Genomic DNA, 25600 nt, shown 5'->3' on the forward strand with positions numbered 1-25600 from the left:
GTTGGACTCCACTTCGTCGTGGCTCCGCGCGGATCGGGAGGCCGGCTGCCGGCCGGCCTCCCGGCGCGAGGGGCGGGTTGATCAATCGGCGACGTTGGTGGGCACCAGCGTCTGCCACGCAACGCCCTGCGGGACGACTCCCGACCCGGCGGTGAACTTGGCCCAGTCGACGGAACCGTCGAGGCCCACGGGATCGCTGCCGGCCTCGACGGCGCGCGCGGCGTCGATCAGCAGGCGGCGCATGCGCACCACGGCGATGTCCGCCGCCACGAGGTGCTCCTTCGACCGGTCGACGATCAGGTCCATCGAATCGGTCACCAGTGCGTCCTGGGGGATGAGACCGGCCACGCCCGAGAACGACGTGCCCGCCACCATCGCCTCCCGATCCTGCGCCGGGTGCAGCACGTAGTCCGGCGCCTGGACGTCCTCGAGGCTCCGCCACTTCAGCCAGTCGGCCTTGTCGATCGGCTTCGCCGGATCGCCCGTGACCACGTACGTGCAGGTGTGCGTGTCGTCGATCGGGACGTAGAGGAAGCCCAGGTTCATCGGCGGGATCAGCGCCTGGAACGGCATGATGAACGGCGTGACGCGAACGTAGGACTGGCCTTCCTGCTCACCCCCGAGCTTGCGGATCGCGGCGTAGTGGAAGCCGAACTTCGTGTCCTCGACCTCCAGCAGGGGAGCGTCGTCGGTGGTCGGGAAGCGGTCCCGGCCGATGCCCTCGGGGTCGTACTCGCCCGTCCTGGCCAGCGCGATCTCGGTCTGGTGCAGCAGGCCGACGTGCGACGAGTCGATCTCGCCCTCCACGCCCTGGATGAAGTTGCCCTTCTGCACGGCCTTCGTCGTCGCGAGGTGGCCGGGCGGCACGTTCATCCACACGTAGCTCGGCGGCGGGGGCTGCTTGTCGGCCGGGCCCAGGTAGACCCACACGATCTGGCCGGCCTCGTGCACGGGGTGCGCCGGCGCCCGCAGGCGGTTCCGGAACCGTGAGTCGGGGAGGTTGGGGGTTTCCTGGATCGTGCCGTCCGCGCCGAACTTCCACCCGTGGTACAGGCAGCGGATGCCGCAGTCCTCGACGCGGCCGATCGCGAGCGAAGCGCCGCGGTGCATGCATTTCTCGTCCAGCACGCCGACGGTTCCGGCGGAATCGCGGAACACCACGAAATCCTCGCCGACCAGCCGGAACTTCCGGGGCGGTCCGTCCGGCTCCGCCACGTCACTCGAGAGGCAGATCGGGAGCCAATAACGGCGCAGCAGCGCGCCCATCGGCGTGCCCGGCCCTACGCGGCAGAGATAGTCGTTTTCCTCGGCACTCAGCACAACGGCTCCTGTTCCGGCGTTCCCGCCCACGTGATGGCTGTCCTGTCGCCTTCGAGCGAGGGATCGAGGACGACATCGAGGTCGAGCAGTACCAGTGGGTTTCCTCGGGACAGCTCGGCGCTTTTGACCAGCGCGACGGATTCGTACCCGGAGGGGCTCACACGCAACTGCGACGGCTTCGTCCGGCCGTTCCGGAATCCGTCGATGATCGCGACGCAGGCACCATCCAGTAAATGGACGATCGATGTCATGAAGTTCCTTCCGTCACCACTGGATCGAACCTAGGTCGCGGGCGAGAACCCGGGCAATCGGACCTTTTCCTCAGCTGCCGCCCGTCATTCGGCACAGTTCCTACGTCCTTTGACGTAGGCGCGGTCCCCGCGAATCGTCAGCCGAACGGCCGGGCGCGGGGTGCGCGGTGGCCGCGCCGCGGCACCGCGCGCGGACTGAGCTCGAGGAGGCGGACCACGCGGTAGCGGTGCGGCCGCCACGGCAGGTAGAACGCCTCGATCTCGTCCGCGGCCAGGGGACGGCCGAGCAAGGCCGTGCCGGTCATCCGGCCGAGGTGGAAGTCGCCGAGCGGCAGCGCGTCGGCGTCGCCGAGCGCGCGGTGCCCGACCTGCGCCGCCGTCCACACCCCGACGCCCGGCATCGCCGACATCAGCCCGTACGCGCGAGCGGGATCGCCGGCGGCGCGATCGAGCTTGGCCGCGTGCCGTGCGGTGAAGAGGACGGTCTTCGACCGCTGCAGGTCGACCCCGGCCCGCCGCCAGTCCCAGACCGGGAGGCTCGCCCACACCTCGGGTGAAGGCATGACCCGCATCCTGTCGGGCGCCGGACCCGGCGCCGGACCACCGTGCGCGCCGACGAGGCGGGTCCACGCGGCTTGCGCGTCCAGGCCGACCACCCGCTGCTCGAGGATGGCCGGGACAAGGGCTTCGAACAGCCGTCCCGTGCGCGGAACGCGCAGGCCCGGCAGCCGCCGCCAGGCCCGCTCCAGAACGGGGTGCGCCGGTCGGAAGTCCTCGGGACGGTCGTGTTCGCCGAGCTCGGTACGGATGGTGTCGACGAGCTCCGCGGCGCCCGGCCCCCACGCGTCGATGTCCAGGTCGTCGAGGCGCTGCTGCCGGATCCGATAGGTGACCGGACCGGAAGCGGTCAGGGCGGTCCGCCACAGGCTCCCGTCGGCTTCCTCGCGGTGGGTCGGATCGTGGCGGCCGCGCCGCAGGCTCTTGAGTGTCAGCTTCGCGTCCACGGGAAAGCCGGGCTGCCAGTGCAGTGAACGGTCCGGTGGCGGGTCCATGGTCCCTCCCTTCGGGTGCGCAGGAGCGAAGTCCTTCGGCGGGTGTCCTCACCAGTGGACTTAAAAGTCCCTTGACTGTCAATCAGCGGGTGCGGAAACGGCTTGTGGGGAGCATCTGGGCACGAGTGTCTGGTCTGTATAGTCCAGAACGGCGATGGGTCGTCGCGACGAGGTCGCGAACTCGCCGCCCGCGCGACCGCTCCTCGCGACGCGGGTGACCAGGTCCACCGCGGCCGGCGCCACCGGCCGAGCCGCGGACGGCGCGGGGTCGCCTCGGCGGCGCGACTCGGGGCAGTAAGAGCCGACGTGGGCCCGACGCTGACCACTCACACACCTACCGGAGGTTGATTCGCTGTGTCACGACTGAACGCTCCCGCACCGGAAGAAGTCCCCGCCGGCTCGCGGCAGATCCTCGAGGGGGTCCGTGCGCAGCTCGGCTTCGTCCCGGACATGTTCAACGTCATCGCGTCGAACCCGGCCGTTCTCGAGGTCGTGACGAGCCTGCAGGGCAGTCTGAGCCGGGTGCTGGACGCGCGGACCCGGCACAGCATCGCGCTCGCCGTGTCGGAAGCCAACGGCTGCGACTACTGCCTGGCCATGCACACGTACGTGTCGTCCGAGTTCGGCGGGATGTCGGGCGACGACATCGCGCTCGCCCGCGCCGGGAGCTCGGTCGACCCCAAGCGCGCCGCGGCCGCCAACTTCGCGCGGCGGGTGGTCGACAGCCGCGGACAGGTCAGCGACGAAGACCTCGCGGGGGTGCGCGACGCCGGGTACACCGATTCGCAGATCCTGGCGATCGTCACCGTCGCGGTGCAGGCGCTGCTCACGAACTTCATCAACAACGTCAACCAGACCGCCATCGACATCCCCGCCGTCGAGGCCGCCGGTACACCCGGCTGATCGCCGGAGCCGCCGCACGAACGGCGCGCACCGCCCGGTTTTCCCCTCACGGCCCCAGATCATCCACGAAAGGTGCGATATGCCGGGCTCCGAGCTCTATGAGAACTTCATGGCGCTGCACACCCGCGACGGTGGCCTCGTCATGCCCAACGCCTGGGACGGCCTCTCGGCGCTGATGCTGGCCGACGCCGGGTTCGAGGCGATCGCGACGTCGTCGGCGGCACTCGCCGCCATGCTCGGCCGGCCCGACGGCCGGCACGAAGTCACCCGCGGCGAGCACCTCGAGCACGCGGGCCTGCTCGCCCGGCTCACCGGACTCCCCGTGAACGGGGACTTCGAGGACGGTTACGGCGACACGCCCGAAGACGTCGCGGCGACGGTCGAGGCCGCCGTCGAGTCCGGCCTGGCCGGCATCGGCATCGAGGACACCTCCGGTGATCCCGACCGGCCGATCCGCGACTTCGACGAGGCGGTCGACCGCGTGCGCGGCGCCGTTCGCGCGGCCAAGGGCCGCATCGTCGTGACCGGGCGCACCGACAACTTCATCCAGGGGCGACCCGATCTCGACGACACGATCCGGCGCCTCACGGCGTTCGCCGAGGTCGGCGCGGACGTGGTCTACGCACCGTTCCCGCCCGACCTCGAGGCACTCGAAGCGATCGTGACCGCGGTCGCACCCACGCCGGTCAACGTCCTCGTGTCGCCATCGGACGAGGTGCTGACCGTCGCCGAGCTGCAGAAGGCCGGCGTGAAGCGCATCAGCCTCGGGCCGTTCCTCTACGCCGGCGCGATGGCGGCGCTGGAGCAGGCCACCAAGGCGCTCGTCGCGGGGGATCTCGCGGCCGCCACCACGGGTCTGGGCTTCGACCGCATCGGCGAGCTGATCGCCCAGGGCAAGCACTGACCCGAGCACCACGCACCACCACTGTTCACCCACCGGTTGCAGCGAGAAAGCAGAGTCACATGGATCTCGACAAGCTCATGAGCCAACACCTCACCCGGGCTTTCGACGGCAGCAAGACCATTCCCGATGAAACCCTGGACCAACTGCTGCGGTTCCTGCGGTCCGCGCCGACCTCGACGAACATCCAGCCCAACCACTTCTACGTGCTCTCCTCGGCCGAAGCCAAGAAGCAGCTCGCGGACAACCTGGGCGAGCGCTTCCTGGACAACGGCTCGAAGATCCTGAACGCGTCGCACACGATCATCCTCACCACCCGGGCGGACGTGCCCGACAGTCACCTCGACGACGTGTTCGCCAAGGAGACCGCCGACGGCCGGTTCCCGGACCCGGAGAAGAACGCCATGTGGCAGTACATGACGCGGGACTTCCTGAACCTGCGCAACTACGCCTACAAGGATCTGAACCACTGGATGGAAAAGCAGACCTACATGGTGCTGGGGATGACCATGATGGCGGCCGTGGAGCTCGGCGTCGACGCCACACCGCTGGAAGGGTTCGACCCGACCAGCGTCGACAAGGCCTTCAAGATCCGCGAAACCGGGCACACCACCACCGTGCTGCTGGCGCTGGGCTACCCGGACAAGGCGAAGGCCTACAAGGGCCCGATTTCGCGCTTCGAAGCCGACCGGCTGTTCACCTTCATCTGAGCAACCCCGTCCGAAATCCTCGGTGACGGGGAAGTGCCGACGGCCGGGGTCGACGAGATCCTGAACCGCGCCCACGCGGGTCTCGATCTCGCCGGCGCCGGCCGGGTCCTCAACGGTCCTCGGTGGACTGGACGCGTCGCCCGCCGCGGCGGCGCCTATCCCGAAAGACACGACATGACCGTCCTGCACCACCGCATCGACGGCGCGGGCAGCGCGCTCCCCTTGATCCTCGGACCGTCCCTGGGCACCACGCTGTCCGTGTGGGAAGCGCAGGCGCCGGCGCTGGCCCGTGGGCGCCGGGTGATCCGGTACGACCTGCCGGGGCACGGCGGCTCTCCGGCCGAGCTGCTGCCGGCCGACGCCACCGTCGGCGACCTCGCCGGCCTGGTCCTCGCCCTCGCCGACCAGCTCGGCATCGACCGCTTCGCCTACGCCGGGATCTCGCTGGGCGGCGCCGTCGGCTCGTGGCTCGCCGTGCACCACCCCGACCGCGTCGCCGCACTCGTGCTCGTGGCCACGTCGGCGCGCTTCGGCGAGCCCGGCCCGTGGCGCGAACGCGCGCACCTCGTGCGCACCGAGGGAATGGCGCCCGTCGCGCGGACCGCGCCCGGCCGGTGGTTCACCCCGGCCTTCGTGGCCGATCCCGCCGCCCAGGCGCTGCTCGCCGACCTGCGCGCCACCGACGCGACGGCGTACGCCACGATCTGCGACGCACTGGCTTCGTTCGACCTCCGTGCCGAGCTGCCCCGGATCACCGCGCCGACCCTGGTGCTGGCCGGTCGGGAGGACCGCGCGACCCCGGTCGAAGACACCCGGCTGCTGGCCGACGGGATCGCGGGGGCGAGCCTCACCGAGGTCGCGCACGCGGCGCACCTCGTCCCGGTCGAACGTCCCGCTCCCGTGCTCGCCGCGCTGCGTTCCTATCTCGACAGCCGGGTTGAAACGCGGGCCACGACGGTTCCCGATGACGACGGCTCCCGTTACGCCAGCGGCATCGCCGTGCGCCGGGCCGTGCTCGGCGACGCCCACGTGGATCGGGCGATCGCCAGGACCACCGAGTTCACCTCCGAGTTCCAGGACTTCATCACCCGCTACGGCTGGGGCGAGGTGTGGACCCGGCCCGGCCTCTCCCGGGCGACGCGCCGCTGCATGACCCTCACGGCGATGATCGCCAACGGCCACCAGGAGGAGTTCGCCCTGCACATCCGGGCCGCGCTGCGGGACGGGATCACCCCCGCGGAAATCCAGGAAGTCCTGCTGCAATCGGCTGTCTACTGTGGAGTACCCGCGGCCAACACCGCGTTCACCATCGCCAACCGGATCATGGAGGAGAACGCCCACTGACCGGGTCGTTCTGCTCGGCGCCGGCACTGTCCGGTGATCAACGTCGTAAGACCTCGAATTCTGCCGCCGCCAACACCGGTGAACGGAAACTACTGTTCACGCGTGGACCGGATGCAGAGAGAGGTGCCCGATGAAAGCGATCGTGGTGAGGGACGAGGCCGCCGGAACGGCCGGGATGAAGCTCGAGGAGCGGCCCGACGCGGCCGCGGCGGGGAACGACGTCCTCGTCGAGGTGCACGCGTCGGGATTCACCCCGGGTGAGCTTTCGTGGCCCTCGACCTGGACGGATCGCCTGGACCGGGACCGCACCCCCTCGATCCCCGGGCACGAGGTGGCCGGCGTGGTCGCGAGCCTCGGGTACGGCACCGCGGGGCTGTCGGTGGGGCAGCGGGTGTTCGGCCTCACGGACTGGACCCGGGACGGCACGCTCGCGGAGTACGCGGCGGTCGAGGCGCGCAACCTCGCGCCGCTGCCCGGCGACGTGGACTTCACCGTGGGTGCGAGCCTCCCGATCTCGGGGCTGACCGCGTGGCAGGGCCTGTTCGTACACGGCCGGCTCGAGACGGGGCAGACCGTGCTCGTGCACGGGGCGGCCGGGGGAGTCGGGTCGATGGTGACGCAGCTCGCGCGTGAGGCGGGAGCGTACGTCGTGGGCACCGGACGCAAGGCCGACCGGGACGCGGCGCAGGGGTTCGGCGCGAACGAGTTCGTCGACCTGGAGAACGACGCGCTGGAAGACGTCGGGAGCGTTGATCTGGTGTTCGACATCTTCGGCGGTGACCTCGGCTCGCGGTCGGCGGGTCTGGTCCGCGCCGGCGGGACGCTGGTGACGATCGCCGGTCCGCCGGAGGTCCGGCCCGCCGAGGGCCGCGCGGTCGACTTCGTCGTCGAGGCCGATCGGGCTCAGCTGGGTGAAATCGTGCAGCGGGTGCGGGACGGCCGCTTGCGGACGAACGTCGGCACCGTGGCGAGCCTGGACGACGCGGTGGCCGCGTTCAACCCGACCACGCGGGCGAAGGGCAAGACGATCATCCGCGTTCGCCCGTAAGGACTTCGCGGCCGAGATCGCGCTCCGCCGTGCGGCCGGCCCGGGTGTTCGGCCGGTCGAACGGCACCGAGGCCCGCCGACGTGATTCCCTGTCGTCGGCGGGCCGGGCGGTCCACGAGCACACCGCACATCGGTGCCGGCCGGTGGTTTCCGGTGATCGCGTACACCGGGTCACCAGCGCGAGCGGGTGCGGGAGAGTTCGGCTCTCACTTCAGCGGGTAGTCGTAGCTGATGAACCCGCGAAAAGTGGCGACCTTGTCGTACAACAGCCGGGCCCGATCGTTGTCCTGCTTGGTCTGCCAGTACAGCCGGGCCGCGCCGCTGTCGCGGGCCGCTTGCGCGACGTACTCGATCAGCAGTCGCCCGGTGCCGTGACCGCGCACGGTCTCGTCCACGAACAAGTCCTGCAGGTAACACGAGCGGGGCGCCCACGGGTTGGCGTGGAACAGGTAGTGCGCGATGCCGACGAGCTGTCCGTCGTCGAGCCGGGCGGCGCAGCCGAACACTTCCTCGGCCTGCAGGAGTCGTTGCCAGGTCTGGTCGTATTCCTCGGGCGACACGTCGGTCCGATAGAACTTCTTGTAGCCACGCGCCAATTCTTCCCAGCGGTCACGGTCTTCCGCCCGCAGCGGGCTGATCTCGATCACTCCGCCATTATGGGCCGCGAGTGTCCGAAGTGACCAGTGTTCCGGCGCGATCCGTTCGCGGCACGGCGTTCTCACTCGTAAGAACCATCGAAGAGCGGGTGCTAACGGTCCAGGACCGCAAGGGGCGAGTCGCCGCCAGGCACCCAAGGTTCGTGGCGATCACCACGAAATGACCAGTCTCGAGGCAAGGCATGAGCAACTGCGACGCATTGGACGACTTCTTGCGGACCGACCCGCGGGACGTCGGGTGCGACCTCGCTCTCGACGCGCTCCACACCTACGCGGAAATGGCGGCGGCCGGGGAGCACCCCGAAGCGCGGTATCCGGGTCTGGCAACACATCTGCAGTCGTGCTGCGCCTGCTCGGGAGATCACGAGGCACTGGTGCGCGCCCTGCGGGAATTCGGCGCCGACGAACCGTTCTGACCGGCTGCCTGGCCGGCCACGACCGCGTCGCGACGGAGGGCCGGCGGCCCGGCCTGATCGGGCCGGAACCGGGTCAGCCGGGTACTTCGCTCGAGGACGGGGGAGTGAGTGGACTGCCCGGTCCGGAACGGGAGCGCGGGGAAAGCATCCTCAGGTGATCGAGCGACACGTCGAGAACCGTCGCGAGCCGACCGGGATCACGGGTGGTCCGGGAGAGCAGGAACCCGCCCTGCAGTGCACCCATGACGGCGGTGGCGATCGTGTCCGGGTCGGTGCACGGGGCGAGCTCACCGTTCTCCTGGATCCGGCGAAACGCTGCCGCGAGCAGTCCTTCCCACGTCGCGAACCCGGCGACGAGGGCGCGGTGACCGCGGTCGTGGCGTCCGGCGAGCTCGCCGATGAGCGACCCGATCGGGCAGCCGCCGGCACCGCCGCTCACCCGGTTCTCCTCGACGAGGTTGTCGCGCCAGGCTTGGAGATCGGACAGCGAGCGCACGCCCGCCAGCAACGGTTCCTGTGCGGCCAGCACACCCGCCACCTGTGCGTGGACAACAGCCTCGAACAGGGCGTCTTCGCTTTCGAAAGCCTGCCGCAGCTGTGCCTCGGGAACACCGCTGGCCACTCTGACGTCGGCGAAGGTGAGCTCCCCGAGCTGACGCTCGCGAAGCAGGTCGATCGCCGCTGTCACCACCAGCCGGTGCGGTTCCGGGGCATCCTCGACGCGCATCCCGGTCTGGTCACCCGACATGCTCCGAACACTAGCGGACGAGCGATGCCCAGTACACCTCGGCCCGCAAGAGTTTTGGACGGTCAGGTCCACTGCCGGACCTCGGTGCGGGGCCGCCTACTGGGCCAGGAACGTGCGGATGTGGTCGATCGCCAGGTCGAGCGTGAGCTTCAGGGGCTCGGTCGAGTGCGCCGTCTGCGCGAGCAGGTAACCGCCTTGCAGTGCGGCGACGAGGAAGGTGGCGAGCTTTTCGGGATCAGCGTTCCGGCGCAGGGCGCCGGAGGCGCGCATGCGCGTGAGCCCCTCGGCCAGGAGCTCCTCCCAGATCTCGAAGTACTTCGCGAGCATCGAGCGGGCTTCCTGGTCCCGATCGGCCAGTTCGGCGGCCAGTGAGCCGATGGCGCAACCGTAGGCGCCGTCGCGCAGCGAGGCGCGCTGCACGAGCGCGTCGCGCCAGCGTTCGAGGCCGCGGATCGAGTTCAACCGCCGGAGCTGGTCCTCCTGGCGCGCGATGAGCTGGGCGCCCTGCGCGGCCACGACCTCGCGCACGAGGGCCTTTTTGTCGGGGAAGTGGTGGTAGAGCTGCGACTTGCTCGTGCTGCTGGCGGCGCGGACGTCGTCGAGCGTGGTCGAGGCGACCCCCTTGACCTGGATCAAGTCCACTGCCGCCTGCACGATGCGGGACCGGGTCGCCGCGCCGCGGGCGGTCAGCCGGGTCTTCTGCGTCGTGCCCTCCGGTTCCTCCACGGCCGTCAGGCTACCGCACAGTGTGACCGGCGACCTATCACCAGCTGGACCGCTCGGTCCTCGTGGACGGCGCACTCGGCCCCGCGGCGACCCGCCCGGATGCCGGTGGCCGGGGCGCCTCGCGCGCCGGTGCGCGGCGAGGCCGGCGGTCGGCTGCTCGGCGGGCGGCGCCGCACCGGCGCGGGAACCGGCATCCTTGCTGGTAGTCGCCCTGGTGTCCGAGTCCGTGGTCGGGACGGATGAGCGGCGGGCCGGGGACGGTTCGTTCGCGGCGGTGGGGTCGGCAGGCGGTCTTGTCGAGCCGCGCCTTCGAGATCCGTCGCGGCGGAGGAGCCGACCTTACCGATTCCTTTCGGCGGTGGTCCATCGCCGACCGCGTCGCCGGATGGCGGGCCGGCGGCGACGCTGATCATCCGGTTCGGCGATCCTGCCCGGGTCGCACCCAGGACGACGTCGATCAGCGAATGAGGCTGTGCGCGGAGGGGGCCGCGTCCACCGGCCCGGGGCCGCTGCCGCCGGTCACAGCGCGCGGCGGCCGACGCTTTGCTTGGACCTGAAGGTCCAGTATACGGTGGCAGCATGCTGGACCTGGGAGTGCTGCTGCTTCGACGCTGTGCCCGAACATCCGCAAGTCGTGCCCCTATTTCCCGGGAAGTGCCGCAGTGGGGATCATGGCGAGCGCAGGCAGCGTCCGAGCGGCACCTTTCGGCCAAAGGCGAAGAAAGGGACCTGATAGTCCAGAGAAAGTCGTGCGGGCAGGTGTGGTCGGTCGGCCGGGCCGGAAGGCCGGGTCATGACCGGTGAGGGCACCGGGGACGAGACGGCGTTCGAGTCCGTGGCCGACGACGCCGCGAGGCGGCGGGTGTTCGCCGCGGTGGTGGAGCTGCTGTGCCAGCGCGGGCTGCGGGCCGCGGAACTCGGGGTGGTGGCGGGCATGGCCGGGGTGAGCGGCTCGTGGCTGCGCGGGTACTTCGCGGACGTCGAGGCCCTCGTCGGCGAGGTCGTGCGGGTCCAGGTTCGTGACGTCTTCGAGGAGCCCGGCCGTCGGCTCGCGGCGGCGGTGAGCCACGACGATCTGTACCGGTGGCGGGACGAGGTGGTGGCCCGCTATCGCGCCACCTGGATCTCCGCCGGATACCCGCTGGGCATCGTCGTGCACGAGCTGACCGGGCGCGACGGCCGAGCCGGGCAGGACCTGGCCAGGAGCCTCGGGCCGTGGCAGTCCGCGCTCGAAGGCGCCTTCCTGCGGCTGCTCGATCGCGGCGAGCTCTCGTCCGGGGCGCGGCCGGCGGAGCTGGCGACCGCGGTCATGGGTTCACTCGTGGGTGCGATGAGCCGGTTCCGGAAGGCGGGCACGTCACGCGACGTGCTGGAGCCGTTCGACATCATGCTCCGCCACGTCCTGGCCACGCCCGGTCGGTGATCGGCTCGGAGCGCTCCGGCGCGGGCGTCGCGCGGTGGTGCTCGAGGCCGGCCGCCCTGCCGGCCGGGGCCACCGTTCTGGCCCCACCGGTCCTCGTTGACCTCGGCGGAGGACGGGCCGGGGTGGCTGTCGTGTCCGTCGTCGCAGGTGTGCGTGCGGTAACCTGTCACCGTGGCAGAACCGGAGCGCGCGGTGCGGTCTACCCGGCTGACGGCGCGGGGTGAGGCGACTCGCGCCCGAATCCTGGAAGCGGCCGTCGATCTGATGTCCGTGAAGGGCGTGGCCGCGACCACCCTCGACGACGTGCGCGCTGCCAGCGGCACGAGCAAGTCGCAGCTCTACCACCACTTCGAGGACAAGGACGCGTTGGTCCAGGAGGTCATCGGCCGCCGGGCGCAGGTCCTGCTCGCCTGGCACGAGGAGCAGCTCGGCCGCCTGAACTCGATGCGCGGTCTCGAACGGTGGCGCGACGCGGTGCTCCAGCACAACGCCCTGCGCAACGGTGCCTACGGATGCCCCCTCGGCTCGATGGCGAGCGAGCTGTCCGACCGCAACGAACGAGCCCGGTCGGAGCTCGCCTCGCACTTCGAGCGGTGGGAAGGTCTGGTCGCGGACGGTCTGGAGCGGATGCGCGTCGCGGGCAAGCTGCGGCCGGACACCGATCCCCAGCGGCTCGCGATCGGGCTGATCGGGGCCCTGCAGGGCGGGTACCTGCTCGCGCAGACCAAACAGGACGTCGCGCCGATGAAGGTCGCGCTGGACATGGCGATCGACTGCATCCGGGCGTTCAAGGCCTGACCGCCGCTCCCCGCTCCCCGCTCCCATCTCCCAGCTCCCCGGACTGGACCCGACGGACCCTTTCTCATCCGGCGCGGCCGGCCGGCCCGAGTGCGGCGGCGAGTAGCCCGATGGCCTCGTCCAGGGCGTGCGGCGCGATGTTTCCGTAGCCGAGCACCACCCCGTCCGGGTTCGGGTCCGGGCCGAGCCGGTAGCGGGTGATGGAGTCGAAGGCGATCCCGATCGCGCGGGCGCGCGCGGTCACCTCGTCGGGGTGGGTGTCGTCGAGCCGGGTGGCGAGGGTCTGCACACCGGCGGCTGTCCCGACCAGCCGCAGGGGCACTCGATGGCGGCGCAGCGCCAGGTCGAGTGCGTGCCGGGCGGTCCGGTAGCGGGTGCGCGCGGCGCGGATGTGCCGGTCGTAGTCGCCGGCTTCGACGAGCCGGGCCAGCGCGAGCTGATCGAGCGTCGGGCTGCCGTGATCGGCGAGGAACTTGGTCGCCACCAGCTCGGTGTGCAGTTCGGCCGGGCAGACCAGCCAGCCCAGCCGGACCGCCGGGGCGAGCGTTTTGCTGGTGGATCCGAGGTAGACGACCCGGTCGGGCGAGCGGCCTTGCAGGCAGCCGACGGCGCGTCGATCGAAGCGGAACTCCCCGTCGTAGTCGTCTTCGACGACCACCGCGCCGCATCTTCCGGCCCAGGCCAGCAGTGCCTCCCGGCGGGCCGGTGCCAGGATCGCGCCGGTCGGGAACTGGTGGGCCGGGGTGGTCAGCACCGCGTCGACGCCCCGCTCGGGCAGGTGCTCCACGAGGAGCCCGTCGGCATCGACCGGCACGGGCAGCACGGCCAGGCCGGCCTGGCGCAGGACGGCCGCTCGGTGCGGCAGGCCGGGGTCCTCGACCGCGACGGTCCGGGCGCCGCGGGCCCGCAGCGTGTGGGCGAGCAGGTGGAGACCTTGGGTGAAACCCGCGCAGATCACCAGCCGCCGGGGCTCGGCGTCGACCCCGCGGACCCGGCCGAGGTAGTCGGCCAGCACCCGGCGCAGGTGCGGATGTCCGGCGGGGTCGGGGTAACCCAGATCGGAGTCCGCCGCGGACGCCAGCGCGGCCGTCCACGCTCGTCGCCAGAGATGGCGCGGAAACGCCGACAGCGTCGGAATACCCGGGCGCAGGTCCCAGCGCGGCACGCCGTCGGCCGGCCGGAGAGCGTCGGGCACCTCGGTCGTCGGAGGCAGGGACAGGTCGGAAACGCAGGTGCCCGAGCCGGGCCGGCTGACGAGGTAGCCCTCGGCCGCCAGTTGCGTGTAGACCTCGACCACCAGGCGCCGCGAGATCCCCAGGTCTTCGGCCAGGACCCGGCTCGCGGGCAACCGCTGGCCGGCCGCCAGCCGGCCACCCCGCACCGCCTCGCGCAGGGCGCTTTCGAGCTGAACGCGGCGTGGCTGTCCGGGTGCCGACAGTTCGACCGGGAGCAGGAGTTCCATTCCGGAAGTGGTACCCGTTTCTTTCGGGGAATTGGACTCTATCACGGGTCCGAATGGTGACTACTGTGGTTGCGTGGACGCGACCACGCGCGCGGATACCCGCGTCGACGGGGATCCGGGACCCGAAGCCCAGTGCGTATCCCTGTTGGTGCGTCGGCGATCCGACACGGCCGATCGGTGCGCCTGGGACAGTGGTGACGCGGGTCTGACAGCGTCCGGCCGCGTTCGCCTTTGGTGGTGCGGAGGAAGTGGCGCTCATCGCCGAGTGACCCGGAAAACATCGGATTGATCGAAGTGAAAAGGAGAACATTTGATGCGTGCCGCTGGAGTGCGTGAGATCGGTGGCCCGGTCGAGGTGCTCGACCTCACCGAGCCCGCCGGCCCCGGTCCCGGGGAAGTGGTGGTGGAGGTGGCCGCGGCCGGTGTCGGCAACTGGGACGGCATCGTCGGGGCCGGGGCGTGGAACGTCGGGCTGACCCCGCCGATGGCGCTCGGCGTGGAAGTCGCCGGCACGGTCGTCGCGGTCGGTGCGAACGTCACGAACCTCAGGCCGGGTGACGAGGTGCTCGGCCACCCGGTTCCGCTGCGCCACCAGGGCTGCTGGGCCGAGCGCGTGGTCGTGGACGCCGATCTGGTCGTGCACAAGCCGCTCGGCGTGCCGTGGGAGACGGCGGCGGCGTTCGCGGTTCCCGCGCTGACCGCGGAGCAGGTGCTCACCGAAGCGCTCGGCGTCGCCGAGAACGAGACGCTGCTCGTCCACGGCGCCGGGGGGACGACCGGTGGCCTGGCGGTGCAGCTCGCCGCGCTGCGCGGGGTCCGGGTGATCGCCACCGCCGGACCGTCGAGCGCCGCTCGCGTGAAGGAGGCCGGCGCGGCCGAGGTCCTCGACTACCACGACGGCGGCTGGCCGGATCGCGTCCGGGAGCTGACCGGCGGCGCGGGTGTCGACGCCGCGGTCAACGCCGTTTCCGGTGGCAGCGCCGAAACCGTGCTGGTGGTGCGGCAGGGCGGCCGGATGGCGACCATCACCGGTGACCCGCCGGCGGCCGAGCGCGGCATCAGTGTCGCCGACGTCTACGTGCGTCCGGACTCGACCCAGCTCGAGGAGCTCTGCCTGCTCCTGGGTGACGGAAGGTTGACCTTGTCGGTGGGCGACGTCCTGCCGCTGGCCGAGGCGGCGACGGCGCTCGAGCGCGCGGTCTCCGGGGCCAAGGGTGGTCCGGTCGTCCTTCGGATCGCGCCGGAACGCACCGGGATGTGAGTGCTCGCCGTTCCCCTGAGTGCCCGTTCGTACCCCGGAAAACCGCACTGAGGGCCGATCGCGAAGCGGTCGGTAAGACAGCGCGAGGGGCCGACACCTAGTCACCCGTACGAGGAAACGGCGAGTGCACAGACAAGGAACCGACAACAGAATGGCAAGACACATCATCACCCGTGCCGCGCTCGGGGCTGCCGCTGTTCTGGCGGCCGTCACGATCGCGGCTCCGGAGGCCTCGGCCTCCACGGCGCAGGGACACAGCGGTGCGGTGTTCGTGCAGACCGACAGCACGACGGGCAACGCCGTCGTCGCCTACGACCGCTCCTCCGACGGGACGCTGAAGCAGGCGGCGGTCTACCGGACCGGTGGCCTCGGCGGCGTGCTGGACGGGTCGGTCGTCGACCACCAGGCCTCCCAGGGTTCGCTCGCGTACGACCAGCGCCACCAAGTGCTGATCGCGACGAACTCCGGCAGCAACACCGTGACCGTGTTCGCGGTCCGCGGCACCCGGCTGATCCGGATCCAGACCATTTCCTCCGGCGGCCGCTTCCCCGTGAGCGTCGCCGTGCACGGTGACCGGGTCTACGTCCTCAACGCGCTGGACGGTGGCTCGCTGCAGGGCTACTGGAACCTCGGTGGTCACCTCGTCCCGCTGCCCGGCCAGCACCGGGCGCTCGGGCTCGACCCCACCGCCGCACCGCAGTTCACCCACACCCCCGCCCAGGTCCAGTTCACGCCCGACGGATCGCACCTCGTGGTGGCGACCAAGGCCGTCGGCGACAGCCTGATGGTCTACTCGGTCAACACCCTGCTCGGGCTGTCCGCCAAGCCGACGGTCACCTCGACCGGTGCCGGCTCGGTTCCGTTCGGCTTCGCCTTCGACCGCGGCGGCCGGGTCCTGCTCACCGAAGCGGGCCCGAACGCGGTCGCTTCGGTCCGCCTCGACAAGGCCGGCCGGGCGACCGTGTCGGAGACCGTGGCCACCGGCCAGGCCGCGACCTGCTGGATCACGGTCGTGGGCGACTACGCCTACGCCGCCAACGCCGGCAGCGGGACCATCACGACCTACTCCGTGGGCCACGGCCGGCTCGACCTGATCGGCCAGACGCCGGCTTCCGCCGGCACGATCGACCTCACCGCTTCCAGCGACGGCAAGTTCCTCTACGCCCAGGCCGGAAAGGACGGTGAAGTCGACGCGTTCCGCATCGGGCGCGACGGCGGCCTCACCTCGGTCGGCACGGTCGTGGTGCCGGACGCGGTCGGTGGCGAGGGCATCGTCGCCTCCTGACGGCCTGGTTGGCTGCCTGGTCGACTGACGGACGGGTGGGTGCCGGCACCGGCGCCCACCCGTTCTGCCCTGGGGCGCAAGGAATTCCGGCACCGCGGGTGCGCCGCCGGTTCCGGACGCCCGTCGGGGCTGGGCTCGCACGCAGCGCCGACGGACGTCGAGGTCCCGGAGTTACCGGTCCCGGGTCAGTTGCGGCCGGCCATCACGCCGCCGTCGACGTCGACGATCGCGCCGGTCATCCAGCTCGCCTTGTCCGACAGCAGGAACGACACGGCGTTCGCGATGTCCTCCGGGGTGCCGACCCGGCCCAGCGGGTGCACGCCGGCGAAGCTGTCCACCGTTTCGTCGAACTTGTCCTGCGGCACGAAGCCCAGGTACAGGGGCGACTTGACCACCGCGGGAGCGACCGCGTTGACCCGGATCCGATGCGGCGCGAGCTCGATCGCGAGTGCCTTGGTGAACGAGTGCATGCCACCCTTCTGCACGGAGTACCCGGTGTGCGGGGTCGCCGCGATGCCCTGGTGGGCCCACATCGAGCCGACGTTCACGATGGCGCCGCCCTTGTCGGCCGCGACCATGCCGTCGACGACCGTCTGGGTGATGAAGAACAGTGCTCGGTTCAGTTCGTTGTACGAGTCGTAGAACGCTTCGTCGTACTCACTGAACGCCCTCGGGATGAAGAACCCCGCCGCGTTCACGAGCAGGTTCGCGTCGGCGTGTTCGGCGGCGAGCTGCTTGCGGACCTCGGGTACCTGCTCGCGATCGGTCAGCTCCGTCGTGATGCCCCAGGCCTTTCCCTTCAGCGACAACGCGTCGACGGCCGCCTTGACCCGCTCGGGATCGCGGCCCGTGATCACGGCGGAGCCGCCTCCATCCACCACCTGGTGGGCCGTGGCCAGCCCCATGCCGCTGCTGCCACCGACGACCACGACCTTCCGGCCTTCGAAACTCTCGCTCATGAGCGCTTTCTCCTTCACACGAAATCCGGACGCCGGGTGATTCCCGGATCGGGCTATCAGACGTTCGTGCCGAGTGGGCGACGGTTCTTACCGAAGCGCCCCGAGGACCGGAAACACCGCGCCGGCGCAGCAAGATCGTCCGCGTCTCGAAGGATGCTTCGACCTGCGGTCCTCCTTCGCCCGCACTCCGGCGCAACCCGATTGGGGTATGTTTCGACGATGCCAACGTGGGCCAGAGCCATGTGCATCCCGGTATGCCGAGCACCGTGATGACGCCCAACCTGCTCGACGGCCGCCTGAAGATCCGGCACCTGCTGCTGGTCGACGCGATCGCGCGGCGCGGCACCCTGGTGGCGGCCGCCGACGACCTGAACATCACCCAGCCCGCCGCGACGCGCACGCTGCGCGAACTCGAGGAGATCCTCGGGGTCGCGCTGTACGACCGCCACCCGAGGGGGCTCTCGCCCACGCCGTTCAGCGAGGCGTTCGCCGCGCACGCCCGCGCTGTCGTGTCCCAGATCCGCCAGGCCGGCAAGCACGTGGCGCAGCTGCGGGACGCCGATCGCGGGACGGTCGCGATCGGCATCCACCTCACCGGGTCCAACGCGCTGGTCCCGCGGGCGGTGGAGATCCTGAAGGCCCGGCATCCGCTCCTCACCGTCGAGCTCACCGAGGCGCTGCCCCGCAGACTGCTGTCGGAGCTGGCGACGGGTCGCCTCGACCTCGTGGTGGGCCGCTTGACGCAGCCGACGGACGAGCACTTCATCCGGCGGCCGCTGCACGAGGAAGCCGTGTCGCTCGTGGTCCGCGAGGGGCATCCGCTGGCCGGGCGCGAAGGGATCGACGCGTCGGAGCTTTCGGGCTATCCGTGGATCTTCCCCGACTCCGAGGCTCGTCTGCGCGGCGAGCTGGACCAGTTCTTCAGCGCCCACGGCATTCCCCTTCCCCTCAACCGGGTCGAGACGACCTCCTACCTCGCGGTGCGGCACCTGCTGCTGGCCACGGACTCGATCGCCGCGCTGTCGGTGTCCATCCACGAAGGACTGGCCGGCGTCGTGAGCCTCGGCCCGGACTTCGACCTGGCGAGCCACAGCGTCGGCATCACGCTGGCGGCGGGGCGCGACCTCACGCCCGCGGCGAGCGCCATGATCGACATCCTGCGGGAGCTCGTCGGGCGCTAGCGATATGCCGCTCCTGGTATGTCGGAGGGCAGAACGTGCATTGGCGCGGTATGCGGTCGCTGATGGATGCTGCCTGACAGACCTACCGGCGGCCGGACCCGCGGCCCCACGAGGAGGAGTGATCGGCAGTGACCGTCCCCACCAGCACTTTCGTTCCCGACGGGCGCGACGCCTTGGCTTTCCGGCACGCACTGCGGCACTTTCCGACCGGCGTCAGCGTGATCACGATCCCGGACGGCGACGGCGTGCACGGAATGACGGCCAGCTCGTTTTCGCCGGTTTCGCTGAAGCCCCGGCTGTGCGCGGTCAGCGTCAACAAACCGGGTCGCATGCACGAACTGCTGCAGGCGACCGACGGCTATTACGGCCTCAGTGTGTTGGGGAACCGCCAGGGGGCGATCGCCGACTTCTACGCGCGCAGCCCCTGGGCGGTCTCGGCCGACGTCGAGATGGAACTGCGGGACGGCTGCCCGGTGATCGAGGATTCGCTGGCCTGGTTCCTGTGCCGCAAATGGGGTGTCTACAACGGGGGAGACCACACGATCTTCGTCGGCGAGGTCGTGGACCTCGGGGCGAAGGACGCCGGTGATGTCTCACCGCTGATCTTCCACCACTCGAAGTACTTCGAGCTGGGCGAGAACATTCCGCGCGGGGGCAAGGGCGGGTTCTGACGCGGTTTGCGCGTGCGGAACCTCGACATTCCCGAGAACCCGACCTGTCCTTTCCCGCCCGAGGAAACCGGAGTGACATGACCGCGTACAACTCCTATCTCAGAACCGATGTGCTGCACACGTTGCAGGAGCCCGTGACCGACGAGGAGGGTGAGCGGTCGTTCCTCGCGGTGTGCCAGGTGCAGGAGCTGTACTTCTGCCTGATCGGCACGGAGCTGCGCTTCGCCGCACAGCACCTGCGCAAAGGCGAGACCCCGGCGGCGGCCGCGGCGCTGCGGCGCGCGGCCGACCACTTCCTCGGCCTGAACGCGTCGTGGAAGTCGCTGGAGTGGATGACGGTCGGGGATTTCCTGCCGATCAAGAACGGTCTCGGCGCCGCGCACGGCAAGTCGTCTTCGCTGCAGTCGTGGAAGTACCGGGATCTGGTGTTCCTGCTCGGCATCCGCCCCCACGAACTCGCCGACCCGGTGGCGTCGATGCCCGACCAGCACTCGGCGCTGCTGGCGACGCTGGGCGAACCCAGCGTGTACGACGACGTGGTGGCGCTGCTGGCTCGTCGGGGTCTGTCCATTCCGGACGCAGTGCTGCGCCGCGACCCTTCGACGCAGCACGAACCGCACCCCGACGTGGCCCGCGCGTGGACCACGGTCTTTTACGGCGGCGACCCCGCCCTGGCGGACCTGCGGTTCTGCGGTGAAGCCCTGATGCGGATCGCCGAGGGCTACGCCGAGTACAAGCACCTGCACCTCGTCGCCACGAGGCGCACGTTCGGTCACCGCCCCGGTTACTACGGCACGAGCGGGCTCGGCTGGCTGGCCGAGACGGTCGCCGAAGTCCCGTTTCCCGAGCTGTGGTCCCTGGACCCCGAAACCGCCCGAGTGGAGAACCCGTGTCGGACCTGACGATCCTCGCGCTGTCCGGAAGCCTGCGCAAGGAATCCCTCAACACCCGCCTGCTCACCTCGGTGGCGCGGCTCGCGCCGCCGGAGCTGGCGTTCGACCTGTTCACCGACCTGGCGGCGATCCCGCCGTTCAACGAGGACGACGAACACCCGGCGCCGGCCGCGGTCGCCGATCTGCGCCGCCGGATCCGCGCCGCCGACGGCGTGCTCGTCGCGACGCCGGAGTACAACGGCGCCATGCCCGGCGTGCTGAAGAACGCACTGGACTGGCTTTCGCGGCCCGTCGAAGAAGGCCCGGTGCTCGAGCGCAAGCCCGTGGCGATCATCGGTGCTTCGAAGGGCCCGCTCGGCACCATCCGCGCACAGCTGAACCTGCGCGTGGTGCTGCACAAGATGGACGTGACCGTGGTGGGCCAGCCGGAGTTCGTGCTGCCCCACGCCCACGAAGCCCTGGCCGAGGGCGAGCTGCCGGCCGGGTCGCCTTCACACTCGATTCTCACCGCCGTGGTCGAGGGCCTCGTCGACCTGATCGAGCACCGCCGCGCGGTCGCCTCGCTCGCCCGCTGAACGTGTAGTTCCGCAAGTCCCCACCGAACAGTCCCCACCCGAACAATGGAGTTCACCCATGAGCCAGCTCGCCCCACCGGCCCGCACGGCGCGGCAGATGAGAAAGAACATCCTCGTCAGCGTCGCCGGATCGGCCATCGAGTGGTACGACTTCTTCATCTACGCGTCGGCTTCGGCGCTGGTGCTGAACAAGCTGTTTTTCCCCTCGGTCGATTCGGTCGCGGGAACGCTGCTCGCGTTCAGCACGTTCGCCGTCGGTTTCCTGATCCGGCCGGTGGGGGCGGCCGTGTTCGGGCACTTCGGTGACAAGTTCGGCCGCAAGCCGACGCTGGTCACCGCCATGATGATCATGGGAGCGGCGACCACCGCGATCGGGTTGCTGCCGCCGTACGCCACCCTCGGCGTGGCCGCGCCGATCCTGCTCGTGGTGCTGCGGCTCATCCAGGGCCTGGCGCTGGGCGGGCAGTGGGGCGGTGCCGTCCTCCTCGTCACGGAGTCGGCGCCGGAGGGCAAACGCGGTTTCTACGGCAGTTTCGCGCAGCTCGGGGTACCGATCGCGCTGATCTTCTCCAACGTGATGTTCCTCGTGCTCTCGGCCGCGGTCTCGCCGGCGGCGTTCCTCGACTGGGGCTGGCGGATTCCGTTCCTGCTCAGCATCGTGCTGATCGGGGTCGGGCTCTACGCCCAGTCGCGCGCCGAAGAAACCCATGCGGCGCCGGAAAACCAGACCCGGCGGCGCGCGCCGTTGTTCGAACTCCTGCGCTCGCACCCCAAGCAGATCCTGCTGGCCGCCGGGGCGACCGTGATCAACGGTGGCGCCTACTACCTGCTGACCGTGTACATCCTGTCCTACGCCACGCAAGCGCTTTCAGTACCGCGCGGCACGATCCTGGTGGCGGTGCTCGTGTCGGCCGTCGCGTCGGGACTCACGATCCCGGCGGCCGCCGCGCTGTCCGACCGCATCGGCCGGCGGCGGGTGTTCCTCACCGGCGCGGTGCTGCTCGCGGTGTGGGGTTTCCCGATGTTCCTGCTCGTGAACACGGGTTCGCCCGTGCTGATCACCCTGGCGCTCGTGGTGGCGCAGGTCGTCTTCAGCCTGACCTACGGCCCGTGCCCGGCGTTGTTCTCGGAGATGTTCGGCGCCGGCGTGCGGTATTCGGGCGTGTCCGTGGGCTACCAGATCGGGGCCGTGGCCGGGGGCGCGCTGGCGCCGATCATCGCCACCTCGCTGTTCGCCGAGTTCCACACGGCCAACGCGATCGCCCTGTACCTGGCCCTGATGGCCGCGGTGTCGTTCGTGTCGGTGTTCCTGGTGACCGAGTCCGTCCGGCGCAAGAAGCCGGTGGCGCGTCCCGAGGCGACCGTGGCCACTGTGGACTGAGGCTGCCGGGCTTGGGGCGCGGCGGCGCGCTCCAAGCCCGGAAAAGCGTGCCTCAGAGTTCCGCCGCCGCTTCCCGCAGGGCCAGTTCCAGCCGTTTCACCGACGCGGCCACGCCTCTCGTGTCGAGCCGGCAGGTGTAGAGCCGGCGGACGAGGGTGGGCTCGCGCAGCGGCAGGACCACCACGTTCGCGGGAGCGTCCAACAGCAACAACCGCGGCAGCAGCGCGACGCCGAGGCCCGCCGCGACGAGGTTGAGCGCGGTGCGGAAGTCCATGCCGTCGAAGTCCAGCCGATGCCCGCTTCCCCTCTGACCGCCGACGGGCGACGCCGCCAGGTCGCGGACGTCGACCGCGGTGGTGATCCACGCGTCCGACGGCAGATCGGCCGGAGTGACCGCGTCGGCTCGCGCCAGGGGATGGCCGGCGGGGAGGACGACCATGATCGGATCGTCCATGAGGTGCTCCTGTCTGAGCCCGGCCGGCGCCGGCTCGGGAGCGTGGTCGTAGTCGAACGTGATGGCCAGGTCGACCTCGCCCCGCAGCAGCAGCCCGGGTGTTTCGCGCTGCTCGAGCTCGCGCAGTGCGATGTGGACGGCCGGGTGGCTCGCGCGCAGGCGCGCGAGCGCGGGCGGGACCACGGAGGACGCCGCCGAGATGAACGCACCGAGCCGCACCTCGCCGGCGGTTCCGTCCGCGAGCGCCGTGAGCTCGATGGCGGCGCGACTCATCGACGTGCTGATCGCGGCCTCCGTGTCGAGCAGCACCTGCCCGGCCTCGGTCGCCCGGACGGGCCGGCGGACCACGACTCGCGCGCCGACCCGCCGTTCCAGCTCGGCGATCTGTTGCGACACCGCGGATTGGGTGTAACCCAGCTCCTCTGCGGCCGCGGCGAACGAGCCGAGCCGCACCACGGCTTCGAGGGTCACCAGGTGCCGCGGATCGAACAGCCAGGCCATGAAGTTAAGAATACCTTATCGGCCGAGAAGAGATCATCGCTTGAACTGATCCGGCGGCGGGCCGACGCTGGACGCATGGACTTCACGCAGTTCGACACGGCCATCGACAAACTTCCCCGACGTCGCGTCGGGTTCTACCCCACTCCGTTCCACGCCTTGCCCAATCTGTCGGCGGCGTACGGGATCAACCTCTTCCTGAAGCGCGAGGACCTGGCCGGCCCGAGTGCGATCAGCGGGAGCAAGATGCGCCTGGCCGAGTTCATCCTGGGGCGGGCGCTCGAAGCCGGCGTGACCCACGTGATCACCCAGGGCGCCTTCCTGACCAACTCCGGTCTGCAGTTCGCCGCCGCCTGCCTGAGCGCACGGATCACGCCGGTCCTGGTGCTCACGCGCAACGTGTCGCGGTACGGCGAGCTCGGCGAGTTCCGCGGCAACTACCTGCTCAACAAGACGATGGGTGTCGAAACCCACGTGGTCAACGTCGCCGGCAACGAATGGCATTCGCCGGCCGAGGACGCGCGGGTCCTGGAGGTGATCACCGCGCGCAAGGCGGAACTCGAGGCGCAGGGGCACAAAGTCCTCGTGGTGGGCACCGGTGGTGCGCATCCCGACGGCTTCATCGCCCACGCGCTGACGTTCCGGGAGTTGCTCGAGCAGTCCGGCGCCGCGGGGGTCGAACTCGACTACGTCTACCACACGATCGGCACCGGGACGGCGTTGCCGGGGATGCTGGCCGCGAAGCTGAGCCTGGGCCACCCGGTGAAGTTCCGGTCGATCTCCATCCAGCGGGTGAACGACGAGGACCGGATGAACGCCGGCGTGATCGTCGAACGGACCAAGGCGGTTCTGGCCACCCTGGGCGCGCCCGTTCCCGACGACGCGACGATCCGCGCCGAGATCGACATCGACCAGCGCTTCATCGGCGAGGAGTACGCCGTCGCGTCTCCCGAAAGCACGGCGGCCATCCGCGAACTGGCCCGAGCCGAGGGCGTGTTCGTCGGCCCGGTCTACACCGGAAAGGGACTCGCGGGCTTGCTCGACCACGCGCGCAGCGGGCGGATTCCGGCGGGCAGCAACGTCGCGTTCCTGCACACCGGCGACACCGGCAACCTGTTCGAGATTCCCGAAGTCGTCGGTCCCATCGCCGACTGAGTCTTCTTCGGTTTCGCAGTTCCCCGGCCGCTTAATGGTATTCCGGCCCGTCATCGTTAATGGTGGAGCCGTTCTCGTTATTGTCGCGCGCTCCGCTGCTGTCGGGCGAGGAAAATGGTCTCCCTGGCAACGGGGCGAAGTGGCCCGCCGCGATCCGGTGTGGAATTGTTCGACGCGGCCGGGTCCGTCCGATGTCGACAGACGGATCCGGCCGAGCCGTGCCGAAGGCGGAGCGTCCGGGGCGCTCGCCCGCAGAGAGAGCCACGTGATGACCATCGACTCCCGACTCCGGCTCGTCCCGATGCGGCCGCGCGACCCGAACGAGACCGGCCGGGCCGCGTCCACGCTGGAGCTGTTCTTCGACCTCGTTTTCGTGGTCGCGGTGAGCACCGCCGCCGGGCAGCTGCACCACGGGCTCACCGAAGGCCACGTGCTCGACGGGATCCTCAGCTACGCCTTCGTGTTCTTCGGCATCTGGTGGGCCTGGATGAACTTCACCTGGTTCGCCACGTCGTTCGACACCGACGACTGGCTGTACCGGGTCACCACCATCGTGCAGATGGGCGGCGTGCTCGTGTTCGCCTCCGGCATCGGCCCCGCCTTCGAGGAGCACGACTACACGGTCCTCATCATCGCCTACGTCGTGATGCGCGCGGCACTCGTGACGCAGTGGCTCCGCGCGTCTCGGGCGTCGGGCCCCACCCGCCGGGCCACGCTCAGGTACGCGGTGGGCATCTCCGTGGTCCAGGTGCTGTGGCTCGCGTCCCTGCTGCTTCCTGCCGGGATGGTCACCGTGGCGCTGATCGTGCTCGTCGCCGCGGAAATCGTGGTGCCGATCGTCGCCGAGCGCACCGGGACCACGCCGTGGCACCCCCACCACATCACCGAACGCTACGGCCTGTTCACCCTCATCCTCCTCGGCGAAAGCCTGCTCGCCTCCGCCAACGCGATCATCGAGGCCCTGCACGACGCCGAGTCGCCCGGCCGGCTCATCGGCATCTCCGCGCTGACCCTCATCGCCACCGCGGCCCTGTGGTGGATCTACTTCTGGCCACCCCACCACCACGCCATCAAGGACGTCGCGAGCTCCCTGGCCTACGTCTACGGCCACTTCTTCCTCTTCGCCGCCGCCGGCGCCTTCTCCGCCGGCATCGAGGCCGAGATCGACGTCCTCACCGGACACACCGCCCTGCACCAGCCCTACGCGTCCTTCGCCTACACCATCCCGCTCGCCGTCTTCGTCCTCGGCGTGTGGGCCCTGGCGATCCGGCCCCACGCCGACCGCATCGTCAACACCGCCCTGCCGCTCGCCGGCCTCCTCGTCCTCGTCGACCCGCTCATCCCGATCCCCTTCGCCCTCACTGCGCTGCTCCTCGCCGCCGCCGTCGCCGTCCTGGTCTGGCGCCGACCGACGGAGGGCGGGTCGGGTTGATCGCCGGGGAGTCGCGTCCGGTGCGGGGGACCAGCAACTCGGGAATGTCCAATCGGGACATCGGTGCGCACTCCGCGGGATCGCGTCGGGTCCTTGA

Annotated in this window: 26 protein-coding genes; 17 read left to right on the forward strand and 9 right to left on the reverse strand. The window is 70.4% G+C overall.

Features of this window, described 5'->3' with window-relative positions; translation table 11 throughout:
* Window positions 1-81: 81 nt before the first annotated feature.
* The 3 genes from VSH64_RS09950 to VSH64_RS09960 form a co-directional block, all read right to left on the reverse strand.
* Window positions 82-1320 carry a Rieske 2Fe-2S domain-containing protein gene (locus VSH64_RS09950; protein ID WP_326835232.1) on the reverse strand — a complete coding sequence of 413 codons (1239 nt, stop codon included), beginning with the start codon at window positions 1318-1320 and terminating at the stop codon, window positions 82-84.
* The gene (locus VSH64_RS09955; protein WP_326835233.1) at window positions 1314-1571 is read right to left on the reverse strand and encodes a hypothetical protein; all 258 of its coding nucleotides are present in this window, start codon (window positions 1569-1571) and stop codon (window positions 1314-1316) included. The genes VSH64_RS09950 and VSH64_RS09955 overlap by 7 nt, the downstream gene beginning before the upstream one ends.
* 137 nt (window positions 1572-1708) lie before the next feature.
* On the reverse strand, window positions 1709-2623 hold the full coding sequence (locus tag VSH64_RS09960) for a DNA-3-methyladenine glycosylase family protein (RefSeq protein ID WP_326835234.1): 915 nt from the start codon (window positions 2621-2623) through the stop codon (window positions 1709-1711).
* 354 nt (window positions 2624-2977) lie between these two features.
* Here VSH64_RS09960 and VSH64_RS09965 point away from each other — a divergent pair, with 354 nt between their 5' ends.
* From VSH64_RS09965 to VSH64_RS09985, 5 genes are all read left to right on the forward strand, one after another.
* On the forward strand, window positions 2978-3526 hold the full coding sequence (locus VSH64_RS09965) for a carboxymuconolactone decarboxylase family protein (RefSeq protein WP_326835235.1): 549 nt from the start codon (window positions 2978-2980) through the stop codon (window positions 3524-3526).
* 79 nt (window positions 3527-3605) lie between these two features.
* Window positions 3606-4430 carry an isocitrate lyase/PEP mutase family protein gene (locus VSH64_RS09970; protein ID WP_326835236.1) on the forward strand — a complete coding sequence of 275 codons (825 nt, stop codon included), beginning with the start codon at window positions 3606-3608 and terminating at the stop codon, window positions 4428-4430.
* A gap of 59 nt (window positions 4431-4489) precedes the next feature.
* Complete coding sequence (locus VSH64_RS09975) at window positions 4490-5137, forward strand: nitroreductase family protein (protein WP_326835237.1); 648 nt, start codon at window positions 4490-4492, stop codon at window positions 5135-5137.
* A 174-nt stretch (window positions 5138-5311) separates the two neighbouring features.
* Complete coding sequence (gene pcaDC / locus VSH64_RS48605) at window positions 5312-6481, forward strand: bifunctional 3-oxoadipate enol-lactonase/4-carboxymuconolactone decarboxylase PcaDC (protein ID WP_326835238.1); 1170 nt, start codon at window positions 5312-5314, stop codon at window positions 6479-6481.
* Window positions 6482-6611: 130 nt separating this feature from the next.
* Window positions 6612-7529 (forward strand): NADP-dependent oxidoreductase, encoded by a 918-nt coding sequence (locus VSH64_RS09985; protein ID WP_326835239.1) that lies wholly within the window; start codon window positions 6612-6614, stop codon window positions 7527-7529.
* Between the two features lie 206 nt (window positions 7530-7735).
* Here VSH64_RS09985 and VSH64_RS09990 read toward each other — a convergent pair whose 3' ends face one another.
* Window positions 7736-8176 carry a GNAT family N-acetyltransferase gene (locus tag VSH64_RS09990; RefSeq protein WP_326835240.1) on the reverse strand — a complete coding sequence of 147 codons (441 nt, stop codon included), beginning with the start codon at window positions 8174-8176 and terminating at the stop codon, window positions 7736-7738.
* 191 nt (window positions 8177-8367) lie between these two features.
* On the opposite strand from VSH64_RS09990, the gene VSH64_RS09995 reads away from it, so the two are divergent.
* On the forward strand, window positions 8368-8601 hold the full coding sequence (locus tag VSH64_RS09995; protein WP_326835241.1) for a hypothetical protein: 234 nt from the start codon (window positions 8368-8370) through the stop codon (window positions 8599-8601).
* 73 nt (window positions 8602-8674) lie between these two features.
* Here the strand turns inward: VSH64_RS09995 and VSH64_RS10000 are convergent, their stop codons facing one another.
* Together VSH64_RS10000 and VSH64_RS10005 are read right to left on the reverse strand one after the other, a co-directional pair.
* Window positions 8675-9349, reverse strand: a complete 675-nt coding sequence (locus VSH64_RS10000; protein ID WP_326835242.1) for a TetR/AcrR family transcriptional regulator — start codon at window positions 9347-9349, stop codon at window positions 8675-8677.
* Between the two features lie 96 nt (window positions 9350-9445).
* Entirely contained in the window at window positions 9446-10075 is a 630-nt protein-coding gene (locus VSH64_RS10005; protein ID WP_326835243.1) for a TetR/AcrR family transcriptional regulator, read from the reverse strand.
* 793 nt (window positions 10076-10868) lie between these two features.
* On the opposite strand from VSH64_RS10005, the gene VSH64_RS10010 reads away from it, so the two are divergent.
* Window positions 10869-11498 (forward strand): TetR/AcrR family transcriptional regulator, encoded by a 630-nt coding sequence (locus tag VSH64_RS10010; protein ID WP_326835244.1) that lies wholly within the window; start codon window positions 10869-10871, stop codon window positions 11496-11498.
* 171 nt (window positions 11499-11669) lie between these two features.
* The gene (locus tag VSH64_RS10015) at window positions 11670-12296 is read left to right on the forward strand and encodes a TetR/AcrR family transcriptional regulator (RefSeq protein ID WP_326835245.1); all 627 of its coding nucleotides are present in this window, start codon (window positions 11670-11672) and stop codon (window positions 12294-12296) included.
* 64 nt (window positions 12297-12360) lie between these two features.
* On the opposite strand, the gene pdxR is transcribed toward VSH64_RS10015, so the two are convergent.
* Complete coding sequence (pdxR, locus tag VSH64_RS10020) at window positions 12361-13758, reverse strand: MocR-like pyridoxine biosynthesis transcription factor PdxR (RefSeq protein WP_326835246.1); 1398 nt, start codon at window positions 13756-13758, stop codon at window positions 12361-12363.
* Window positions 13759-14071: 313 nt separating this feature from the next.
* On the opposite strand from pdxR, the gene VSH64_RS10025 reads away from it, so the two are divergent.
* Both VSH64_RS10025 and VSH64_RS10030 read left to right on the forward strand, forming a co-directional pair.
* Window positions 14072-15019, forward strand: coding sequence for an NADP-dependent oxidoreductase (locus tag VSH64_RS10025; protein ID WP_326835247.1), 948 nt, complete (start codon window positions 14072-14074; stop codon window positions 15017-15019).
* Window positions 15020-15170: 151 nt separating this feature from the next.
* Window positions 15171-16304 carry a lactonase family protein gene (locus VSH64_RS10030; protein ID WP_326835248.1) on the forward strand — a complete coding sequence of 378 codons (1134 nt, stop codon included), beginning with the start codon at window positions 15171-15173 and terminating at the stop codon, window positions 16302-16304.
* A 185-nt stretch (window positions 16305-16489) separates the two neighbouring features.
* Here VSH64_RS10030 and VSH64_RS10035 read toward each other — a convergent pair whose 3' ends face one another.
* Window positions 16490-17263 (reverse strand): SDR family NAD(P)-dependent oxidoreductase, encoded by a 774-nt coding sequence (locus VSH64_RS10035; protein WP_326835249.1) that lies wholly within the window; start codon window positions 17261-17263, stop codon window positions 16490-16492.
* A gap of 254 nt (window positions 17264-17517) precedes the next feature.
* Between VSH64_RS10035 and VSH64_RS10040 the strand changes: the two genes are divergently transcribed.
* The 5 genes from VSH64_RS10040 to VSH64_RS10060 all read left to right on the forward strand — a co-directional run bounded on the left by VSH64_RS10040 (window position 17518) and on the right by VSH64_RS10060 (window position 21964).
* Window positions 17518-18444: a LysR substrate-binding domain-containing protein gene (locus tag VSH64_RS10040; RefSeq protein ID WP_326835250.1), complete on the forward strand. Its 927-nt coding sequence runs from the start codon at window positions 17518-17520 to the stop codon at window positions 18442-18444.
* A gap of 128 nt (window positions 18445-18572) precedes the next feature.
* Entirely contained in the window at window positions 18573-19115 is a 543-nt protein-coding gene (locus tag VSH64_RS10045) for a flavin reductase family protein (RefSeq protein WP_326835251.1), read from the forward strand.
* A 77-nt stretch (window positions 19116-19192) separates the two neighbouring features.
* Window positions 19193-20017, forward strand: coding sequence for a tryptophan 2,3-dioxygenase family protein (locus tag VSH64_RS10050; protein WP_326835252.1), 825 nt, complete (start codon window positions 19193-19195; stop codon window positions 20015-20017).
* On the forward strand, window positions 20005-20583 hold the full coding sequence (locus tag VSH64_RS10055; protein ID WP_326835253.1) for an NADPH-dependent FMN reductase: 579 nt from the start codon (window positions 20005-20007) through the stop codon (window positions 20581-20583). Before VSH64_RS10050 ends, VSH64_RS10055 begins: the two co-directional genes overlap by 13 nt.
* Window positions 20584-20641: 58 nt before the next feature.
* Window positions 20642-21964: an MFS transporter gene (locus VSH64_RS10060; protein ID WP_326835254.1), complete on the forward strand. Its 1323-nt coding sequence runs from the start codon at window positions 20642-20644 to the stop codon at window positions 21962-21964.
* Between the two features lie 52 nt (window positions 21965-22016).
* Here VSH64_RS10060 and VSH64_RS10065 read toward each other — a convergent pair whose 3' ends face one another.
* The gene (locus VSH64_RS10065) at window positions 22017-22919 is read right to left on the reverse strand and encodes a LysR family transcriptional regulator (RefSeq protein ID WP_326835255.1); all 903 of its coding nucleotides are present in this window, start codon (window positions 22917-22919) and stop codon (window positions 22017-22019) included.
* Between VSH64_RS10065 and VSH64_RS10070 the strand changes: the two genes are divergently transcribed.
* Both VSH64_RS10070 and VSH64_RS10075 read left to right on the forward strand, forming a co-directional pair.
* Window positions 22893-24071, forward strand: coding sequence for a 1-aminocyclopropane-1-carboxylate deaminase/D-cysteine desulfhydrase (locus VSH64_RS10070; protein ID WP_326835256.1), 1179 nt, complete (start codon window positions 22893-22895; stop codon window positions 24069-24071). The two genes, VSH64_RS10065 and VSH64_RS10070, sit on opposite strands and share 27 nt — an antisense overlap.
* A gap of 268 nt (window positions 24072-24339) precedes the next feature.
* Complete coding sequence (locus tag VSH64_RS10075; RefSeq protein WP_326835257.1) at window positions 24340-25503, forward strand: low temperature requirement protein A; 1164 nt, start codon at window positions 24340-24342, stop codon at window positions 25501-25503.
* Window positions 25504-25600 lie beyond the last annotated feature (97 nt).

The organism is Amycolatopsis rhabdoformis (genome assembly GCF_035918295.1).
GTDB classification, from domain to species: domain Bacteria; phylum Actinomycetota; class Actinomycetes; order Mycobacteriales; family Pseudonocardiaceae; genus Amycolatopsis; species Amycolatopsis rhabdoformis.

What these genes read in the sequence shown, in the direction of transcription:
- VSH64_RS09960 (WP_326835234.1), bottom strand. Translation starts at nt 2,623, where the DNA reads ATGGACCCGCCACCGGACCGTTCACTGCACTGGCAGCCCGGCTTTCCC.
- VSH64_RS10060 (WP_326835254.1), top strand. Translation starts at nt 20,642, where the DNA reads ATGAGCCAGCTCGCCCCACCGGCCCGCACGGCGCGGCAGATGAGAAAG.
- VSH64_RS09955 (WP_326835233.1), bottom strand. Translation starts at nt 1,571, where the DNA reads ATGACATCGATCGTCCATTTACTGGATGGTGCCTGCGTCGCGATCATC.
- VSH64_RS10000 (WP_326835242.1), bottom strand. Translation starts at nt 9,349, where the DNA reads ATGTCGGGTGACCAGACCGGGATGCGCGTCGAGGATGCCCCGGAACCG.
- VSH64_RS09975 (WP_326835237.1), top strand. Translation starts at nt 4,490, where the DNA reads ATGGATCTCGACAAGCTCATGAGCCAACACCTCACCCGGGCTTTCGAC.
- VSH64_RS09970 (WP_326835236.1), top strand. Translation starts at nt 3,606, where the DNA reads ATGCCGGGCTCCGAGCTCTATGAGAACTTCATGGCGCTGCACACCCGC.
- VSH64_RS10065 (WP_326835255.1), bottom strand. Translation starts at nt 22,919, where the DNA reads ATGGCCTGGCTGTTCGATCCGCGGCACCTGGTGACCCTCGAAGCCGTG.
- VSH64_RS09995 (WP_326835241.1), top strand. Translation starts at nt 8,368, where the DNA reads ATGAGCAACTGCGACGCATTGGACGACTTCTTGCGGACCGACCCGCGG.
- VSH64_RS10030 (WP_326835248.1), top strand. Translation starts at nt 15,171, where the DNA reads ATGGCAAGACACATCATCACCCGTGCCGCGCTCGGGGCTGCCGCTGTT.
- pdxR (WP_326835246.1), bottom strand. Translation starts at nt 13,758, where the DNA reads ATGGAACTCCTGCTCCCGGTCGAACTGTCGGCACCCGGACAGCCACGC.
- pcaDC (WP_326835238.1), top strand. Translation starts at nt 5,312, where the DNA reads ATGACCGTCCTGCACCACCGCATCGACGGCGCGGGCAGCGCGCTCCCC.
- VSH64_RS10010 (WP_326835244.1), top strand. Translation starts at nt 10,869, where the DNA reads ATGACCGGTGAGGGCACCGGGGACGAGACGGCGTTCGAGTCCGTGGCC.
- VSH64_RS10035 (WP_326835249.1), bottom strand. Translation starts at nt 17,263, where the DNA reads ATGAGCGAGAGTTTCGAAGGCCGGAAGGTCGTGGTCGTCGGTGGCAGC.
- VSH64_RS10040 (WP_326835250.1), top strand. Translation starts at nt 17,518, where the DNA reads ATGCCGAGCACCGTGATGACGCCCAACCTGCTCGACGGCCGCCTGAAG.
- VSH64_RS09985 (WP_326835239.1), top strand. Translation starts at nt 6,612, where the DNA reads ATGAAAGCGATCGTGGTGAGGGACGAGGCCGCCGGAACGGCCGGGATG.
- VSH64_RS10025 (WP_326835247.1), top strand. Translation starts at nt 14,072, where the DNA reads ATGCGTGCCGCTGGAGTGCGTGAGATCGGTGGCCCGGTCGAGGTGCTC.
- VSH64_RS10050 (WP_326835252.1), top strand. Translation starts at nt 19,193, where the DNA reads ATGACCGCGTACAACTCCTATCTCAGAACCGATGTGCTGCACACGTTG.
- VSH64_RS10075 (WP_326835257.1), top strand. Translation starts at nt 24,340, where the DNA reads ATGACCATCGACTCCCGACTCCGGCTCGTCCCGATGCGGCCGCGCGAC.